Raw genomic sequence first — 17422 nt, forward strand, 5'->3', positions numbered from 1 at the left:
GCGCACCGGATGGGGCGAAGGGGTCAGCCGTCGTGCCGGGCCGCCCGGCGGCGCACGATGACGAAGCCGGCGCCCGCGAGCGCGGCGGCCGCGGCAGCGGAGCCGGCGATGGTGGTGCTGCTCGTGCCCGTGGTGCCGGCCGGCTGCTCGCCGGCGTTGACGCCGCCGCGCGGCATCGGCGCGGCGGACTGCCGGCTGGTGGGGCTGACGGTGGGGCGGGGGGCGTCGGTGGCCGGGGCCGCGGAGGCGGACGGGGCGACGGCGGTGGGGGTCGGCTTGGCGCTCGCGTCGGCCGCGAACGCCCCGGTGGCCGGGAGGAGCACCGCTCCGGCGACGACCGCGGTGAGAGCGGTGGTGCGCAGGATGCGGAGGTGGGACAGGGTGGGGCGCATGGTGGGGCCTTCCGTTGACGGTCATCGATCGGTCGCCGCGCGGCAGCCGTGATGATCGACAGGCTGGCAGTCACCTGTGAAGAAGTTGTCAGAGCGCTGTGGTCGGGAGATCAGGGCCCGGACGGCTCCGCCCGGCGTGCGGAAGGCGGCACGGGACCTCAGGCTGGGCGCATGGCGATCAAGGCGATCAATCGGATGAATGCGCACGGCATCGACATCGACACGCGGCTGCTCACGGTCGGAGTGGCCGTCACCGGCGTCGCGGCGGTGCTGGGGCTGGCTGGAACGATCATGATCGGCGTCACGCTGCTGAACACCGGGCGGGGGTTCGTCCGTCGCATGGAGGTCGCCCCGGTCGAACTGGCGGCCCGCGCCTACCGGCAGGCGAAGGTCGCCTCGCAGGCCGCCTCCCAGGCGGGGGCGGACGCCTGGCGGTCGGTGGATGCCCAGTAGTCCGTCGTCCTGGGTGCCACTCAGCGGACTATCGGGGTGATCACCTTGCGCTCGACCGGGGACGACAGCACGATCGACGTGGTCGTGCGCCCCAGGGCCGAGATCTGTTCGAGCATCTCCTCGAGGTGCGAGGTGTCGGCCACGGCGACCTTGAGGATCCAGCAGTCCTCGCCGACGACGTGGTGCACCTCCAGGATCTCGGGGCGCGCCATCAGTTCCAGCGTCTTGGGGTGGCGCAGCGTGTACCCGCCGTGCGGCGAGACCCGGACGAAGGCGAGCATGCCGTAGCCGAGCCGGTCCGGCGCGACCACCGCGGCGTAGCCGGTGATGGTGCCGTTGCCTTCCAGCCGGCGGATCCGTTCCGCCACGGCGGCCGGGCTGAGGCTCACCCGCCGGCCCAGCTCACTGAGGGTGATGCGGCCCTCGGTCTGGACGAGTTCGAGCAGCCGCGTATCGACGCTGTCGAGGGTCACCGAGGAATCGTGGGCCAGACCTCGCAGATGGCGTGGTTCTTTTGGCAGCGCCGCTGAATCTCCCATGATCTCCCCTTCAGATGGCGGTTCGGGACAGTAACACTTGTTTCCGACGGCGGGGATGTCCTGCCTGGTGGGAGAGGTGTGGGGGATGAGCGGCGGCATGCGCGAGGTCTGCGTCATCGGAGGCAGCCGGTACTTCGGCAAGCGGCTGATCCTGCGGTTGCGGGACGCGGGCGTCAACGTCACGGTCGTCAATCGCGGCTCGTCGCCGCCCCCGCCGGGGGTCACGCACCTCGTCGCGGACCGTGATGACGAGGCGGCGCTCGCGGCCGCCCTCGGCGACCGGCGCTTCGACGTCGTCATCGACCAGGTCTGCTACACGCCGCGCCAGGCGGCCATCGCCAAGCGCGTCTTCGGCGGGCGCACCGCGCGCTACGTCATGACGTCCACGATGGAGGTCTACGACCCGGCCACGTTCGACGCCGTCCCCGTGCACCGCCGTCCGGTCGCCGAGGACGCGGTGGATCCCGGCACCTGGCCGGTCGACCTCGAACTGCCGTGGGGCGAGGAGGCGTTCCGGGAGCTGCTCGGCGACGCCTGGCACTACGCCGAGGGCAAGCGGCAGGCGGAGGCGGTCTTCAGCCGGGACCCGGCGTTCGCGTTCGTGTCCGTGCGCAGCGCGCACGTGCTGGGCGGCGGCGCGGAGGAGTTCACCGGGCGGCTGGAGCACTACGTGGACCGGGTGCGCGCGGGGCGGGCCGTCCGCGTGCACGGGGAGGAGTACGCGTCCACGTTCATCCATCACCGTGAGATCGCCGAGTTCCTGTTCTGGGCGGCCGGCGCCGACTTCACCGGGCCCGTCAACGCCAACTCGCACGGGGAGTTGACCGCCACCGAGCTGTCCGAGGCGGTCGCGGCGCAGGTCGGGGTGGGGCGGCCGGTGTTCCTCCGCAAGGAGCACGGAGATGACGTGTCGCCGTTCTCGTTCGACCGCTATTACGCGATGGACAACGCACGCGCCACCGGCCTCGGCTTCGCCTTCTCGGCCGTCGCGGAGTGGCTGCCGGGCGCCATCGCCGAGACGGTCGGGGCGGTCGGGGCGGGGGTCCAGGTATGAGCGTCGGGGGGCGCTGCATACGTGAGGTCCCCGTCAGCGCGATCGGGCTCGGGGCGATGCCGCTGTCCATCGAGGGGCGGCCGGACGAGGCCAGGGCCTTCGCCACGGTCCACGCGGCGCTCGACGCGGGGGTGACGCTCATTGACACGGCCGACTCCTACCACTGGCACGCGGACGAGCGTGGTCACAACGAGGCGCTGATCGCCCGCGCCGTCGCGGCCTACGGCGGTGACGCGTCGGCTGTGCTCGTCGCCACCAAGGGGGGCCGCGGGCGGCCCGGGGACGGGTCGTGGACCGTCGACGGGAGGCCGGAGCACCTCAAGCGGGCCTGCGCGGAGTCGCTGCGGCGGCTCGGCGGGGAGGCGGTCGGGCTGTACCAGCTGCACAAGCCGGATCCCCGGGTGCCGTTCGCCGAGTCCGTGGGTGCGCTGCGCGAGCTGCTCGACGCGGGCGCGATCAGGATGGCGGGCGTCTCCAACGTGGACGCCGGCCAGATCCGGGAGGCGCACGAGATACTCGGCGGCCGGCTCGCCTCGGTGCAGAACGAGTACTCGCCCGCCGTTCGCGACAGCGAGGCCGAGCTGCGGCTGTGCGACGAGCTCGGCATCGCCTTCCTGCCGTGGAGCCCGCTCGGCGGCATCTCCCGCAGCTCGCTCGACGGCCCTTCGGCTGCCGCCGCCGATGCCACGGTCCGCACCACGCCCTACCCGGCCTTCCACGAGGTCGCGCGGGAGCACGGCGTCAGCCCGCAGCGGGTCGCGCTCGCGTGGCTGCTGGCGAAGTCCCCGGTCGTCGTGCCCATCCCCGGCGCCAGCAGGCCCGGGACGATCCGCGACTCTGCCGCGGCCGGCGAAGTGGTCCTCACGGTGGAGGAGTTCGCACGGCTCGACGAGGCAGCCGGAGGCGTGCCCTTGACATGAACCTTGGTTGAGGTCTGAGACTTTCCCGTGGACGAAGCAGCAGGTGGCGACCACGAGGAGTACGGGACATGCGAGCGATACAGGTGACGCGGTTCGGGGGACCCGAGGTCCTGGTGCCGGTGGTGCTGCCGGGTCCGGTGGCCGGGCCAGGGGAAGTCGTCGTGGGGGTCGAGGCCGCCGACGTGATCCTCTTCGAGTCGCGGATCCGCGAGGGCCTGGCCCAGGACTTCGTACCGCTGCGACCGCCGTACGTGCCGGGCGGCGCGGTCGCCGGGCGGGTGCTCTCCGTCGGCGAGGGGGTCGACCCGGACTGGATCGGCCGGCTCGTCGCCACCCACGTCGCGAGCGGCGGCTACGCCGAGCAGGCGCTCGCCCCCGCCGCCGCGCTGGTCGCCGTGCCCGACGGGCTCGGCGTGCGCGAGGCCGCGGCCCTGCTGCACGACGGCACCACCGCGCTGGGCCTGGCCGACGCCGCCCGCACGAAGCCGGGGGAGTGGGTACTGGTCACCGGGGCCGGGGGCGGGCTGGGCATCCTCATGGTGCAGCTGGCGCTGGCGGCCGGGGAGCGCGTCGTGGCCGCTGCCCGGGGCAAGCACAAGCTGGACCTGCTGACGGAGCTGGGCGCCGACGCCGTCGTCGACTACTCGCTGCCCGGCTGGGAGGAGCGGGTCCGCGAGGCGACCGGCGGGGGCGGGCCCGACATGGTCTACGACGGTGTCGGCGGTGAGATCGGGCGGGCCGCGTTCGAGATGACGGCCCGGGGCGGCCAGTTCTCCGCGCACGGCGCGGCCGCGGGCGGCTTCGCCCCCGTCGATCCGGAGGAGGCGCGCCGCCGCGAGGTGACCGTACGCGGCATCGAGCAGGCGCAGTTCGCGCCGGACGTCGCCCACCGGCTGCTGCGCAGCGTGCTGGCGGAGGCCGCGGCGGGACGGCTCAGGCCCGTCATCGGGCAGACGTTCCCGCTGGAACGGGCCGCCGACGCGCACCGGGCCATGGAGGCGCGCGAGGTCGTCGGGAAGACCCTCCTGCTGCCGTGATGCCGTGGCGGCATGACGGCAGCAGGACCTGGCGGCTCCCCGTCGACCCGTCCTGCTCCGTGGCTCCGCTAATCCGCGAGCCGGCGCCCCCACGATTCCAGTACCGACAACATGTGGTCCTGCCGGCGCCGGACCTCGCCGTTCTTCGACCAGCCCCACTCCCGGTACGCGGCCAGCGCCGGTGCGTTCGGCGTCTCGACCAGCACGGACGCCACGGCCGCGTCGCTGCGCGACAGCAGCATGTCCTGCAGCCGGCCCGCGACGCCGAGGCGGCGGTGGGTGGGCAGGACGAGCAGCTCGACGACGGCGAAGACCTGACCGGAGGCGGTGTGCTCCTCCAGATCCTGCGGGAGCCCGCCGACGAACCCCTGCCACCACTCGCCGTCGCGATCAGGAGGAAAGCCGTATGCGAAACCCACCAGCGCGGGGTCGCCGGCGATCGTCATGTCGAATCCGGGGTGCTGGACGTGCTCCGCGAAACGTTGCAGGAAACTCTGCCGGCTGTGGAACTCCTCGCCTTGCGCGCCCCGGTAGGACTCGACGTAGAGGTCCGCGAAGGCCTCCCTTTGCGCCTCTGCCTGCCACCGGCTCAGACGCCGTAGAAACACCTCTGCCATGCGCTCCTCCTGCTATCTCACCCATCGTGACAGCTCTGCGGGCACCGTGTCAGCGGGCGGTCAGTGACCGGACGGTTAAAGTCAGCGCGCTGTCAGTGGGTTACGGGATCCTAGGGGACATGGAGACCACGGGGAGCATTGAGCGGAGCACCGAGCAGCCAATCGGCGGGACGGGGCCGATAGCGGCCTTTGTGCGGTTCGTCGTGTGCGGCGGTGGCGTCGGGCTGCTGTCCAGTGCCGTCCTGCTGTTCCTGTCGGACACGATGCCCCTGGCGGTCGCCAACGCACTGGTGACCGTGGCCTCCACCCTGCTGGCCACCGAGCTGCACGGCCGCTTCACCTTCGGGGCCGGGCGGGCCCGGCTGAGCGACCACGTCAAGTCCGGTCTGACGGCCGCGATCTGCTACCTGTTCACGACCGCCGCGCTGCTCGTGCTGCACGCGGTGCACCCGAACCCGAGCGCGCTGCTGGAGCAGGGTGTGTACCTCTCGGCCTCCGGGCTCGCCGGGGTCGGCCGCTTCGTCGTCCTGCGGGTCATCGTCTTCGCCAAGGGTGGCGGCAAGGCCGTCCGCGTGCCCGCTCCCGTCGCCGGACCGGCCGTCACCCCGGCCGGTCCGGCCGTCACGCCGGCCCTCGGCCGGGGTTCGGTCACGGTCGCCGCGTGAGGACGGGCTCGGCGCGGGAGCGGGCTCGCCTGGAGGACGGGCTCCGCGTGCGGACGCGCTCCGCGTGAAGTCGGTGCGGTCGGTGTGGTCGGTGAGGTCGGTGAAGTCGGCTGCCGCGTAGCGGGGATGGCGGCCGAACAGCGCGGAGAAGCTTGCGGAATTTCTTCCCGGGCCGTGAAACATTGGGGCACCCTTGGCGCGTCAATGAGGTGTACACGGCGATCGGGGGGTGGATGCGGCAGACGCACGCGGACGGCTATCTGGAGTTCGCCGCGAACCGCGCCGGGCATCTCTTCCGTTCGGCGTGCCTGCTGACCAGCGGTGACACGCACCTTGCCGAGGATCTCGTCCAGGAGACCCTCGGCCGGATGTATGTCGTCTGGGGCAAGGCCTCCAAGATCGACAACCCGGCCGGTTACGCGCAGACCGTCCTGGTGCGGACCTTCCTCTCGCACCAGCGGCGCCGCAGCAGCCGCGAACGCCCCAGCGCCGACCTGCCGGACGTGATGGGCGACTCGGGCGTCGACACGACGCTGCGGCTGACGCTCCTCGACGCGCTCGGCCGGCTGCCGCCCAAGGACCGCGCGGTGCTGGTGCTGCGCTACTGGGAGGACCGCAGCATCGAGGAGACGGCCGACGCGATGCGCGCGACGTCCAGCTCCGTCCGGACGCGCTCCGTCCGGGCGTTGGCGAAGCTGCGCGAACTGCTCGGCGGCTCCCTTGCCGAGTTCGCCGCGAACTGACCCCCGCACCTTGGTTCTCGACCCCCGGCCCCTGATCTTCGGCCCCTGCCCCTTGACCCCCGGCCCCCGGCGCCCTTGGCTCCTCCGACGACGTCCCACCCCCGACAGCACAGCGCCACCACGCGACACACACCCCCGCCCCCGCTCCACGCCCACGAATCGGTGATTTCCCATGCCCTTCGACCCCTTCGACCCCTTCGTGCCCACGGACCCCTTCGAGGACGACCTCGCCCACGCGATACGCGGCGCCGCCGACACCTTCTCCACCGACACCCGGGCGCTGGTGGACGGTGGCGCGGAGCGCGGCCGCATCATGCGGCTGCGCCGCAGCGCCGCCGTCGCGGGCGGTGCGGCGACGCTCACGCTGGTCGCCGTCGGGGGACTGATGGCCGGCGCGCTGCCGGGCTCGGTCGGACACAGTGCCGCCGAGGGCCCTGCCGCGACGGACGGCACCGAAACCGCCGCCCCCCTCTTCGCGAGCAAGGAGATCACCGCGCAGCGCATGATCGGCCTGCTCAAGTCCGCGCTGCCGCCCGGCACGACCACCGCCGAGCACGGGCGCGGCGGGGGCGGTGCCGACGACCTGATGGCGGCGCCGTACGCGGAGGCGGTCTTCGACGACGGGCAGGGGCCGGGGCTGGTCAGCGTCAGCCTGAGCCACGCGCCCTCCGGGCAGGACACGGATCCCGGCACCCGTTGCCCGGACCGCGTGTACGCGCAGTTCGACTCGTGCGACCGGTCCGTGCTCACCGACGGCTCCGTGCTCATCCTGCTCAAGGGGTACGAGTACCCGGACCACCGGGTGAACACCAAGGCCTGGCAGGCCACCCTGACCACGCGCGACGGGCATGTCGTCAACGCCCAGGAGTGGAACTCGACGGCGGAGAAGGGCGCGCCGGACACCCGGACGGATCCGCCGCTGAACTCCGCGCAACTGGCCGCGCTGGTGAGCGTGAAGGTCTGGCAGCCGGTGTTCGACGCCCTCGGACCGGCCAGGACCCCGGCGAACCAACCGGCGCCCGGCATCGCCACGGGCACCTCCACCACCGGCGCCCCTTCGGGCACCTCCAGCACGGGCGCGACCACGGGCACCTCCACCCCCGCCGAGGCGAGCCACTCGGTGCCGGGGCCCGCCATCAGTGCCGTCCTCAAAGGGCTGATCCCGGCCGGAATGCGGCGCAGTGACGCCGGCGATTCGGCGAGCTTCGCGCACGTGACCGTGGACGACGGGCACGGCAAGACCCTCATCGAGGTGAACGTGGAGTTCTGGGAGCCCAGGAGCGCGGACAGCCTGGCGTTCTTCTCGGGCGCCGAGACGCTCGCCGACGGCACCCGCGTGATGGTCTCCCAGGAGTCGGCGGAGAAGGGGGGCACCGGGACCGTGCGCTGGATCGCGCAGATCCTGCGCCCCAACGGCCGGCGGATCGTCCTCGCCGAGCTGAACGCGAGCGGCTACCACCGGCCCGCGACCCGGACCGCCCCGGTGTTCACTATCGACCGTCTCAAGGCCATGGTGCTCAGTCCCGCCTGGAAGACGCTGGACTGAGGCCGGGGCCGTCCCCAGCACTGGTGCCATCCCCAGCACTGGGGACGGGGCAGGAGCCTGGTGCGGGCCGGGCCGCCGTATACGGAGCCTTTGCCGATGCTTTGGGTGCGCAGGAGCTGATGACGCGCACGTCCGGGCGACAATGCGACAGACGACGCATTTCCCCGGGCTCTCCAGGCACACCCCTGGGCCCTCTCCCAGCGAAGCGAGGACCCCCGTGTTGCGAAACGGGCTGGAACCGTGGCACCTCATCGTGGTGGCACTGGTTCTGATCATGCTGTTCGGTTCGAAGAAGCTGCCCGACGCCGCCCGCGGTCTGGGCAAGTCGATGCGCATCCTAAAGTCGGAGGCGCGGGCGCTGAAGGCCGAGAGCGCCGACCCCGCCCCCGCGACCGCCACGGCCCCCGCGGACGCCAAGCCGGCCCCCGCACCCGAGGCGCACCCTCACACCTCGTAGCCGCTCCGCGCCGCCGGACGATCGACGCCCGAGATCCTCGATGTCCTTGAGGTCACAGGCCCTCGGGCGCGTCGCTTCCGGTGGTCCCCGTTCCCGCGCCGGCCGCCTTGACGCGGTTGCGCGAGCGGTAGAACTCCAACGCGAGCGGGATGAGCGAGACGATCACGATGAGCGCGATCATCGGCAGCAGGTACTTGTCCACGTTGGGCACCGACGAGCCGAGGGCGTAGCCGCCGAGCACGAGGCCGACGGACCAGAAGAGGCCGCCGATGACCTGCCAGACGGCGAAGGTGCGCGCGGGCACGTTCAGCACGCCGGCCATCGGGTTGAGCACGGTCCGCACGACCGGGATGAAGCGCGCGAGCACCACGGCCTTGGCGTGCCCGTACCGCTCCAGCAGCTCGGCCGCGCGGCCGACGCCGTCGTGCAGATGCGGGTTGTGGATCCGGGCGAGCAGCGGCGGGCCGCCCCGCCGGCCGATCCAGTAGCCGGTCTGCGCGCCGAGCAGCGCCCCGGCGGACGCCGCGAGGAGTACCTGCCAGAGGGTGAGATGCACCACGTCCGACGCGCCGGGGACGCACAGCAGGCCGGCGGTGAACAGCAGCGAGTCGCCGGGCAGGAAGAACCCGATCAGCAGGCCGGTCTCCGCGAACAGCACCACGGCGATGCCGATCGCGCCGAACGTCGCCAGCAGGTCCTTGGCGTCCAGGAGGTTGACCGCCAGCGGTACCGCCTGGTGCACGGCGTCCGGCAGGGGTGTGGCCAGAGGCAGGGGCATTGTCGGAGGGCCCTCCCATAATGGGCTGCGGGGGCGATCAGCGCCGCACCCGGCCGACTACAGTCGCGTAGACGGTCTACAGCACTGTAGGCGAATCAGGTGGAAGGGGTGTTCATGCCAGAGACACATCCGGCGCGCCGCCCGCCGGGCGAGCTGGAGGCGAGTGTCCTGGCGGCGCTGTGGGCCGCCGAGGGGCCGCTCACCCCCGCCGACGTCCAGCGCGAACTGGGGAGCGCCCTCGCCCGCACCACGGTCACCACCATCCTGGCGCGGCTGCACGACAAGGGCGCCGTCTCCAGGACGAAGTCGGGGCGCGGCTACGCCTACACCCCGACCCAGGACTCGCCGGGCCTCGCCGCCCGGCGGATGCGCTCCGAGCTGGACAAGGAGGAGGACCGGGAGACCGTGCTGGCCCGCTTCGTGTCGCAGCTGAGCACCGACGACGAGCAGTTGCTGCGCGCCCTCCTGGAGGACGCCGACTCGGCCGTCGAGGGCGGCGCGGAGCCGGGTGCCCGCGCCCAGGGCGGGGAGAACGGCCCCGGACGGGCGGGCTCGCGGTGAACCCGGACCTCCTCCCGCCGCTGCTGATGCCGCTCCTCGCCGTCCCCGTCGCCCGCAGGCTCGCGGCCTCCCTCGCGCCGCGCGCCGCCGCCTGGCTGCTGGTCTGCACGGCGGCGATCCTGGCCGCGAGCAGCACGCTGGCGCTGGTCCTGCTGGCCGCCCAAGGCGCGTTGCTGGTGCCGCCGGTCGCCGCGCTGGGCGATCTCAGGCTGCCGCTGCTCCCCGGGGGTCTCGGCGGCCTGGCCGGCCTCGGCGGCGCCGACCTGACCGTGCCTGCGGCCTGCGTCGCCGCCCTGCTGCTCGTCGGCTGCGCGGCGGCGGTGACCCTCACCGGCCGCCGCTACCGTGCCGAGCTGACCCGTGCGCGCGCCGCGGCGCTCGCCTGCGGGCCCGCGGGCGAGCTCGCCGTCCTGCGGGACAGCGAGCCCGACGCGTACGCCCTGCCGGGGCGTCCCGGCAGGATCGTCGTCACGACCGGCATGCTGCGGGCCCTGCGGCCGGCCGAACGGGAGGCGCTGCTCGCCCACGAGCGCGCCCATCTCGCCGGGCACCACCACCGCTTCCTCGTCGTCGCCGCGCTCGCCGCCACCTGTCATCCGCTGCTGCGCGGGCTGCGGGAGCCGCTCTCGTACGCGCTGGAGCGCTGGGCCGACGAGTCGGCCGCGTCCGCCGTCGGCGACCGCCGCCTCGCGGCGCGCGCGGTGGGCCGCGCGGCCCTCGCGTCCCGCGCGGCCGGCTCCGCCCGCCCCAGCGCCGCGCTCGGCGCCACGACGGGCCCGGTGCCGCGTCGCGTCGCCGCCCTGCTGCGCGCCACGCCGCCGGCCGGCCCCCGGCAGTTCCGCGGCCCGCGCCTCGTGGCCGCCCTCCTCGCCGGCTGCCTCCTGCTGTCCGCGGCGGCGGCCGTCGAGGCCGCGACCGATCTCCACGAGAGCGTGGAGATCGCCCAGGGCGAGTAGGGGCGGCGCCTGGCGGTGACCGGTGGTTGCTGACGGTGACCAGCGGTGGCCGGTGGCGAGCGGCGGCGAGCGGCGGTGGACATTGCGCCGAACAGCGGCGAAGAGCGCGGCGGTCCTCCCGCAGAATTGAGGGGACGGTCGGCGGGGGCGGATGCCCGGGGACGACCCTCCGGGGATGAAGGCCCCGGGGACACCCCCGCGGATGAATGCCCGGCGACGGACGCCCGGGGATGAATGCCGGGGACGACCCCCTGGGGACGACCCCCCGGGAACGACCCCTGGGGACAAGCCCCCGGGAACGACCCCCCCCGGTGACAGCACGCGGGCGACGGCAGGCCAGGCGATGGTGCCGGTGGCAGGCGAAGGCAGTTCGGCAGTTCGGCATTTCGGTAGTGCGAGGACGGGGCCCGGGGCCCGGAAGGGCAAGCGGCGGACGTGGCGGAGAACGTGGTGGAGAACGATGTGCGGGACGCGATCGAGCGGGCGTACCTCGGCGCGCTCAACGCGGTGGATGCCGACGCCGAGGACGCCGTCGACCTCAGCGCCTCGGCCCTGGCCGCCGCGGGCGGCGCCGGCCCCGAGGCCGCGAGCGCCGCGAACGGCGCGCTGCTGGAGCTCACCGACCGGCTCGTCCGGTCCTGCTGGACCCGTGGCTGGCAGCCCGCCGACGTGGTGCGCATCGCGCGCCGCCGGCTCACGGACGCGCACGCCCGCCTGGCCGCCGACCTGATCACGGCGGAGGCCCGCACGGCCCCCGCGGACGCCGCCTCGAAGGACCCGCGCTGGGCCGCCCAGCTCGCGGAGCTGGCAGCCGCCGGCCCGTGGGACGGCTCCGACCGCCTCCTCGCCGCCCACGGCCGCCGCGAACGGCTCGACGGGTTCTCCGCCGCCGTCTCCGTCCTGGAACTCCTGCGCCTGCTCGGGCGGCTGCCCCGCATCACCCCCGTGGCCGCGCCCGCAGCCGCGGCCCCCGCAGCAGGCCGCCACGCGGCTCCGCTGCTCGGGCGGATCCGCGCGCTGCTCGCCAAGGCCGAGTCCACCGACTTCCCCGAGGAGGCCGAGGCGCTGAGCTCCAAGGCCCAGCAGCTGATGGCCCGGCACAGCATCGACGAGGCCCTCGTCGCCGCGGACCCGGGCGCGGGTGCTCCCGGCGGCCCCGGCGCCTGCCGCATCGGCATCGACCAGCCCTACGAGGGCGCCAAGGCGCTACTGCTGGACGCCGTGGCCGCCGCCAACCGCTGCCAGGCGGTGTGGGCGGGCGACTTCGGCTTCTCGACGGTCGTCGGCTTCGAACCCGACCTGGAGGCCGTCGAGCTGCTCTACACGTCGCTGCTGGTCCAGGCGGACGCCGCCATGCTGCGCACCCCGCAGGCAAAGGCCGGGGGCGGTGCGAAGGGCCGGGGCGGCAAGGCGCGGAAGGGCGGTTCGCTCTCCAAGGACTTCCGGCAGTCCTTCCTCATCGCCTACGCGGGCCGCATCCGCGAGCGCCTCGCCGACGCCACCGAGCAGGCCGTCCACGCCCCCGACCTCCCGGCGGAGCGCCTGCTGCCGGCGCTGGCCGCGCGGGACGTCGCGGTCCGCGACGCCACCACCCGCATGTTCCCCACCACCACCTCGCACCGCCTCAAGGGCCGCGACCACGAGGGCTGGACGCACGGCACCGCGGCGGCGGACCGGGCGGTTCTCGGCGGCCCGTAGCCGTCGGCCCGTCGGCCCACCGACTCGTCAGCCCGCCAGCTGCCGCGCCTGCGTCACGGCCTGCGAGAGGTCGCGGACGGCCGGGTCCTCGGTGCTGGTGGCCAGGGTGGTGGCGTGCTCCGCGAGGGCCGGGATCCCGGGGGCGCCGGGGAGGCGGCCGGAGGTGCTGCGGTTGCGCAGCCAGTCGGCGAAGTAGGCCGCCACGGCGTCGACCTGCAGCCGCTTCGGGGCGGCGGTCCAGAGCGGGGACGTGAGCGCGGAGGCCTCGATCGTGCCGGAGCGCTCGTGGGGGGTCCGGGTGGACGGGTCGAGCCAGCGCACGGTGGCGGTGGCGACGTGGCCGGAGGCGCCTGCCCTGAGGCGGACCGAGTACAGGGCCGTGACGGTGTGGCCGGGGCCGACCTCGCCGCCGTCCACCGCGTCGTCGCGGAAGTCGTCGTCGGCGACGGCCCGGTTCTCGAAGCCGATCAGCCGGTACTCGCCGACCGTCCGCGGGTCGAAGGCGACCTGCGCCTTCGCGTCGCGCGCCCTCAGGTCCACGTTGGCGGGCAGTTGGTCGGTGAAGAGCCGGCGTGCGGCCTCGGGCTCCGAGACGTACGAGGTGTGCCCGTCGCCCTTGTCGGCGAGCTGCTCCATCAGCTTGTCGCCGTACTGGCTGCCCACGCCCACCCCGAACAGGGTGATGCCGTGGTCGCGCCGCGCCGCTCCGACGCGGTCCAGGATGGCGGCGGCAGTGGTGTCGCCGGAGTTGGCGAGGCCGTCGGAGAGCAGTACGACGCGGTTGGTGACGCCCGGCCGCGCGGCCTTGACCGCCTCCGCGTAGCCCGCCTGCACGCCCGCGGCGAGGTTGGTCTCGTCGCGCGGCTCCAGCCGCTCGACGACCGTGTGGACGCGGCCGCGGCTCCCGACGTCGCCGAGCCGCGTCATCGGCAGTTCGACCCGCGCCTGGCCGCTGAAGGTGACGATGGCGAGGGAGTCCTCCGCGCGCAGCGAGTCGATCGAGCTGCCGAGCGCCTGCTTGACGAGGTCGAGCCTGCCGGGCTCGGCCATCGAGCCGGAGACGTCCACGACGAACGTCAGGGCGGCAGGCGCCCGGTCCGTGCTCGGCGCGGAGCGCGTGGCCAGGCCGACGCGCAGCAGGGACCACCCGCCCCCGCCCCCGCCGTCGGACCTTGTTTCGGTTTCGGTGTCGGCGGAGTCGATGCGGGCACCGTCCGCCGTGACCGAGAACCCGTCGCCCTCGGGCTGCGGGTAGTCCTGCCGGAAGCTGTTGACGAACTCCTCCGGGCGCACGGTGTCGGGGGCGGGCAGCCGGCCACCGGTCAGGGTGCGCCGGGCGTAGCCGTACGAGGCGGTGTCGACGTCCAGCGCGAAGGTGGACAGGTAGCTGGGCGCCGCCGACTGGTCGCGCTTCTGCGCGGCGCCGTCGTCAGCGCCGCCCCCGGCCGCGCCCTCCGGGTTCGCCGACGCGGCCGGCCCGTTGAACGGAGCGGCGGGCGCCGGGCGTGCGGCGGCCTTGTCGGAGCTGCCGTGGGGCGACCGGTCGGGTGTGCCGCCGCTGCACCCCGCGAGCAGCAGCCCGCCCGCGACGGCCGCCGCCACGGCGGCCCGGCGCGCGTTCGCCGAACGTGTCCCGTGCCGCCGCTCGTCGCGCTGCGCGTCGCGTCGCTCGTACCGCTGCTCGTACCGCTCCATGCGATTCCCCCACGGGCTCGTCGGCCTTTGCAGGTGTGACGATCGACAGGCCGTCCCGGAGGCATCGGGGGAATTGCGGAAGCGTCTCGATGGGGCAACGGCCGACACGGGCCGCGGCGGAGGGGTCATGAGCGGACGGGTCCTGAGCGGACGGGTCCTGAGCGGGCGGGTCCGTGGCGGACCGGTCCTGAGGGGACGAGTCCTGGCGCACTAGTAGACATGGCGTCAACAAGCTGCCATCGTGACCGCCATGTCGCAGCGATGGGTCACGGCCTCGGACGGTGTCCGGCTGGCCGTTCACGAACACGGCGAACCGACCGCACCGACGGTCGTGTGCGTGCACGGCTTCCCCGACGACCACGGCGTCTGGGACGGCGTCGTGCGGCACCTCGCCGACCGCTTCCACGTCGTGACGTACGACGTGCGCGGCTCCGGCGCCTCCGGAGTGCCACGCCACAACCGTGACTACCGGCTCCCGCAGCTGGCCGCCGACCTCACCGCCGTCGCCGACGCCGTCAGCCCGGACGCGCCCGTGCACGTCCTGGCGCACGACTGGGGCTCCGTGCAGAGCTGGCACACGGTGACCGTGCCCGGGACGGCGCACCGCTTCGCGTCGCTGACCTCGATCTCCGGTCCGGACCTGGACCACACCGGCCGCTGGTTCCGGGCGCAGCTGCGCCCCAGCCCGCGCAGGCTCTGGAACGTCACGCGGCAGTCGCTCGCCTCCGGCTACGTGGGCTTCTTCCACGTGCCCGGCGTCGCGGAGCTCGCCTGCCGCGCAGGCCTGCTCGACGCGGTGACCAGGGCCGCCCGGCGGCTGGAGACCGGGGAAGCGCCCGACGGTTACGGCCGGGGGCTGGCGTCCCGCAACCGTGCGGGGCTGAAGCTCTACCGCGCCAACGTGCTGCCGCGCACCCTGCGGCCCCGGGCCCGCCGCGCCGACCTGCCCGCGCAGGTCCTCGCGCCGCGGCGGGACATGTTCGTGCTGGCGCCGTGGCAGACCGAGATCACCGACTGGGCGCCGGACACCGAGATCCACCTCGTGGACGGCGGGCACTGGCTGCCCGCGTTCCGCCCCGAACTGGTCGCGGAGTTCACAGCGCGACTCATCGACCGGATCGAGCAGCCCGACCGGATCGAGCAGGCCGACCGGATCGAGCAGGCCGACCGGACGGACCGGACGGACCGGACCGACCGGACCGACAGGATCGAACGGACCGACCGGACGCGGGGTGCGGCGACGCCCGAGCCGTCCATCGCACGGAAGGCAGGACGGGAATGACCGCGACCGAGCCGGACAACCTGGTGCTCGCCCCCCGCGACGTCCAATGGGACTGGACGGGCCTGCCGATGCACTACATCGACGGCGACCCGTTCACGACGCACTTCGCGAACGTGCTGAACATCCTGCTGCCCGAGGGCGAGGACTGGTTCATCACCGTCTTCCAGCAGGCCGTTCCGATGATCAAGGACGACCGGCTGCGCGAGGACGTCATCGGGTTCATCGGGCAGGAGGCGACGCACTCCTCCTCGCACCAGACGGTCCTCACGCACTTCGAGAAGGTGGGCTTCGACACCCACCCGTACACCGCTCAACTGCGCTGGTTCTTCAGCACGATGCTCGGCGACCGGGACCTGACCGGCAAGAAGGCACAGGGCTGGATCATCGACCGGGTCGCGATCATCGCGGCGATCGAGCACGTCACCGCGTACCTCGGCGACTGGATCCTCAACGCCGACGCGATCGACCGCACCGACCACAACCCGGAGATCCTCGACCTCTACCGCTGGCACGGCGCGGAGGAGGTCGAGCACCGGGCGGTCGCCTACGACCTGTTCACGCACCTCGACGGCCGCTACCGCAACCGGGTCCGCGCCCATGTCGTGGCCTTCCCCGTCCTCCTCTACTGGTGGGTGCGCGGCCTGCGCTACCTGATGGCCGCCGACCCCGCGCGCATCCCGGGCCGCGACAAGCCGCGCTTCCGCGACTGGTTCCGGGCCTCGCGCAAGGGCGTGCTGCCGAGCCCGGCGAGCCTGGTGCGGCTGTACTTCGGCTACCTGCGGCCCGGTTACCACCCCTCGCACTACGGCTCGACGGCCCAGGCCGTCGCCTACCTCGCGGCCTCGCCTGCCGCGCGTGCCGCCCACCGCTGACCTGCCGGACCGGTTGAAGGACGTCGAAGGACCGAACGTGAGCACCGAGACCGAGACCGAGACCTCGACCGAGTACGGCCCGCGGACGCCGCCTCCGCGCAGCGCCACCGACCCGCGCCCGGACCCGTTCCTCGCCCTGATGGCGCGCGTCACCCCCTTCCTGCTGTGGCAGAGCGCCCGCCGCAAGCGCCGCGAGCCGCGCCCGGTCGACCGCTCGCTGCGGCTCGTCGTCACCGAGGTGCGGCCGGAGGCCGAGGACGTCGTCAGCCTGCGGTTCGCGGCCGCCGGCGGCGGCCCGCTGCCCGGCTGGCACCCGGGTGCGCACCTGGACCTCGACCTGCCGTCGGGGCGCCGCCGGCAGTACTCGCTGTGCGGGGATCCCGCCGACCCGGCCACGTACCGGATCGCCGTGCGGCGCATCGCGGACGGCGACGGCGGCTCCCGCGAGATCCACGAGACGCTGGTGCCCGGGGCCGAGCTGCGCGCCCACGGCCCGCGCAACGCCTTCGCCTACGCGCCGGGCGGCGCCTGCCTGTTCATCGCGGGCGGCATCGGCGTCACCCCGATCCTGCCGATGGTCAGGGCCGCCGCCGCGGCGGGCGTCGACTGGCGGCTCGTCTACACCGGCCGCAGCCGCGCGACCCTGCCGTTCCTGGCCGAAGTGGACGCGCTGGACGGCGGTTCGGGGCGGGTGACCGTCCGTACCGACGACACGGACGGCGTCCCGACGGCCGAACTGCTGCTGGCGGACGCGGGACCGGGCACCTCCGTGTACTTCTGCGGGCCCCCGCCCCTGATCAACGCCGTGCGCGACGCGTTCCCCGCGACCGGTGCCCACGGGCTGCACTTCGAGCGCTTCTCCGCGGCCCCGGTCGTGGACGGCGCCCCCTTCGAGCTCCAACTCGGCGCGAACGGGCCGGTCCTCGCGGTCCCCGCCGACCGCTCCGCGCTCTCCGTCCTCGCCGAGGAGCGCCCGGAGACCGGCTACTCGTGCCGTCAGGGCTTCTGCGGCACCTGCCGCCTCCCGGTCCTCGCGGGCGAGGTCGCCCACGCGGGCAGCGCGGCGGCCCGCCGCACGGACGCGAACATGCTGGTCTGCGTCTCCCGGGCGGCGGCCGAGGGCGGCCGGATCACGCTCGACGTGTAACCGGCCCTGC

At 74.0% G+C, this 17422-nt stretch carries 19 protein-coding genes; 14 read left to right on the forward strand and 5 right to left on the reverse strand.

All coding sequences use genetic code 11. The features are described from left to right. Positions 1 to 23: 23 nt before the first annotated feature. A complete protein-coding gene (locus ABZ721_RS00125) occupies positions 24 to 392 on the reverse strand; it encodes a sortase-dependent protein (protein ID WP_358786241.1) in 369 nt (122 codons plus the stop codon). A 171-nt stretch (positions 393 to 563) separates the two neighbouring features. Here ABZ721_RS00125 and ABZ721_RS00130 point away from each other — a divergent pair, with 171 nt between their 5' ends. Continuing rightward, a complete protein-coding gene (locus ABZ721_RS00130) occupies positions 564 to 845 on the forward strand; it encodes a hypothetical protein (RefSeq protein ID WP_358786242.1) in 282 nt (93 codons plus the stop codon). Positions 846 to 865: 20 nt separating this feature from the next. On the opposite strand, the gene ABZ721_RS00135 is transcribed toward ABZ721_RS00130, so the two are convergent. Beyond that, positions 866 to 1318 carry an Lrp/AsnC family transcriptional regulator gene (locus tag ABZ721_RS00135; RefSeq protein ID WP_358786243.1) on the reverse strand — a complete coding sequence of 151 codons (453 nt, stop codon included), beginning with the start codon at positions 1316 to 1318 and terminating at the stop codon, positions 866 to 868. A 163-nt stretch (positions 1319 to 1481) separates the two neighbouring features. Here ABZ721_RS00135 and ABZ721_RS00140 point away from each other — a divergent pair, with 163 nt between their 5' ends. The 3 genes from ABZ721_RS00140 to ABZ721_RS00150 all read left to right on the forward strand — a co-directional run bounded on the left by ABZ721_RS00140 (position 1482) and on the right by ABZ721_RS00150 (position 4395). Beyond that, the gene (locus tag ABZ721_RS00140) at positions 1482 to 2438 is read left to right on the forward strand and encodes an NAD-dependent epimerase/dehydratase family protein (RefSeq protein ID WP_358786623.1); all 957 of its coding nucleotides are present in this window, start codon (positions 1482 to 1484) and stop codon (positions 2436 to 2438) included. After that, positions 2435 to 3358: an aldo/keto reductase gene (locus tag ABZ721_RS00145; protein ID WP_358786244.1), complete on the forward strand. Its 924-nt coding sequence runs from the start codon at positions 2435 to 2437 to the stop codon at positions 3356 to 3358. Before ABZ721_RS00140 ends, ABZ721_RS00145 begins: the two co-directional genes overlap by 4 nt. Before the next feature lie 68 nt (positions 3359 to 3426). After that, positions 3427 to 4395, forward strand: a complete 969-nt coding sequence (locus ABZ721_RS00150; RefSeq protein WP_358786245.1) for a zinc-binding dehydrogenase — start codon at positions 3427 to 3429, stop codon at positions 4393 to 4395. A gap of 68 nt (positions 4396 to 4463) precedes the next feature. Here ABZ721_RS00150 and ABZ721_RS00155 read toward each other — a convergent pair whose 3' ends face one another. Then, complete coding sequence (locus tag ABZ721_RS00155) at positions 4464 to 5012, reverse strand: GNAT family N-acetyltransferase (RefSeq protein WP_358786246.1); 549 nt, start codon at positions 5010 to 5012, stop codon at positions 4464 to 4466. A gap of 119 nt (positions 5013 to 5131) precedes the next feature. On the opposite strand from ABZ721_RS00155, the gene ABZ721_RS00160 reads away from it, so the two are divergent. From ABZ721_RS00160 to tatA, 4 genes are all read left to right on the forward strand, one after another. Then, positions 5132 to 5677 (forward strand): GtrA family protein, encoded by a 546-nt coding sequence (locus ABZ721_RS00160; protein ID WP_358786247.1) that lies wholly within the window; start codon positions 5132 to 5134, stop codon positions 5675 to 5677. 233 nt (positions 5678 to 5910) lie between these two features. Then, positions 5911 to 6420: a SigE family RNA polymerase sigma factor gene (locus tag ABZ721_RS00165; protein ID WP_358786248.1), complete on the forward strand. Its 510-nt coding sequence runs from the start codon at positions 5911 to 5913 to the stop codon at positions 6418 to 6420. A gap of 172 nt (positions 6421 to 6592) precedes the next feature. Then, on the forward strand, positions 6593 to 7966 hold the full coding sequence (locus tag ABZ721_RS00170; protein WP_358786249.1) for a hypothetical protein: 1374 nt from the start codon (positions 6593 to 6595) through the stop codon (positions 7964 to 7966). Between the two features lie 217 nt (positions 7967 to 8183). Beyond that, positions 8184 to 8423, forward strand: a complete 240-nt coding sequence (tatA, locus tag ABZ721_RS00175) for a Sec-independent protein translocase subunit TatA (protein WP_358786250.1) — start codon at positions 8184 to 8186, stop codon at positions 8421 to 8423. A 52-nt stretch (positions 8424 to 8475) separates the two neighbouring features. Here the strand turns inward: tatA and ABZ721_RS00180 are convergent, their stop codons facing one another. Continuing rightward, positions 8476 to 9201 (reverse strand): DedA family protein, encoded by a 726-nt coding sequence (locus tag ABZ721_RS00180; protein WP_358786251.1) that lies wholly within the window; start codon positions 9199 to 9201, stop codon positions 8476 to 8478. A 114-nt stretch (positions 9202 to 9315) separates the two neighbouring features. Here ABZ721_RS00180 and ABZ721_RS00185 point away from each other — a divergent pair, with 114 nt between their 5' ends. The 3 genes from ABZ721_RS00185 (at position 9316) to ABZ721_RS00195 (ending at position 12416) form a co-directional block, all read left to right on the forward strand. Continuing rightward, positions 9316 to 9762: a BlaI/MecI/CopY family transcriptional regulator gene (locus ABZ721_RS00185; RefSeq protein ID WP_358786252.1), complete on the forward strand. Its 447-nt coding sequence runs from the start codon at positions 9316 to 9318 to the stop codon at positions 9760 to 9762. Next, positions 9759 to 10718, forward strand: a complete 960-nt coding sequence (locus ABZ721_RS00190) for a M56 family metallopeptidase (RefSeq protein ID WP_358786253.1) — start codon at positions 9759 to 9761, stop codon at positions 10716 to 10718. Before ABZ721_RS00185 ends, ABZ721_RS00190 begins: the two co-directional genes overlap by 4 nt. Positions 10719 to 11153: 435 nt before the next feature. Further along, complete coding sequence (locus tag ABZ721_RS00195) at positions 11154 to 12416, forward strand: DUF2786 domain-containing protein (protein WP_358786254.1); 1263 nt, start codon at positions 11154 to 11156, stop codon at positions 12414 to 12416. 27 nt (positions 12417 to 12443) lie between these two features. Here ABZ721_RS00195 and ABZ721_RS00200 read toward each other — a convergent pair whose 3' ends face one another. Beyond that, positions 12444 to 14111, reverse strand: a complete 1668-nt coding sequence (locus tag ABZ721_RS00200) for a von Willebrand factor type A domain-containing protein (protein ID WP_358786255.1) — start codon at positions 14109 to 14111, stop codon at positions 12444 to 12446. A 250-nt stretch (positions 14112 to 14361) separates the two neighbouring features. Between ABZ721_RS00200 and ABZ721_RS00205 the strand changes: the two genes are divergently transcribed. Genes ABZ721_RS00205 through ABZ721_RS00215 form a run of 3 tightly spaced genes read left to right on the forward strand, consistent with a single transcriptional unit; the run spans position 14362 to position 17412 of the window. Next, the gene (locus tag ABZ721_RS00205; RefSeq protein ID WP_358786256.1) at positions 14362 to 15393 is read left to right on the forward strand and encodes an alpha/beta fold hydrolase; all 1032 of its coding nucleotides are present in this window, start codon (positions 14362 to 14364) and stop codon (positions 15391 to 15393) included. After that, positions 15390 to 16265: a metal-dependent hydrolase gene (locus tag ABZ721_RS00210; protein ID WP_358786257.1), complete on the forward strand. Its 876-nt coding sequence runs from the start codon at positions 15390 to 15392 to the stop codon at positions 16263 to 16265. Before ABZ721_RS00205 ends, ABZ721_RS00210 begins: the two co-directional genes overlap by 4 nt. Beyond that, positions 16249 to 17412 carry a PDR/VanB family oxidoreductase gene (locus ABZ721_RS00215; RefSeq protein ID WP_358786258.1) on the forward strand — a complete coding sequence of 388 codons (1164 nt, stop codon included), beginning with the start codon at positions 16249 to 16251 and terminating at the stop codon, positions 17410 to 17412. Before ABZ721_RS00210 ends, ABZ721_RS00215 begins: the two co-directional genes overlap by 17 nt. The last annotated feature ends 10 nt before the right edge of the window (positions 17413 to 17422 follow it).

The organism is Streptomyces sp. NPDC006733 (genome assembly GCF_040636125.1).
In the GTDB taxonomy this organism is placed as follows: Bacteria; Actinomycetota; Actinomycetes; order Streptomycetales; family Streptomycetaceae; genus Actinacidiphila.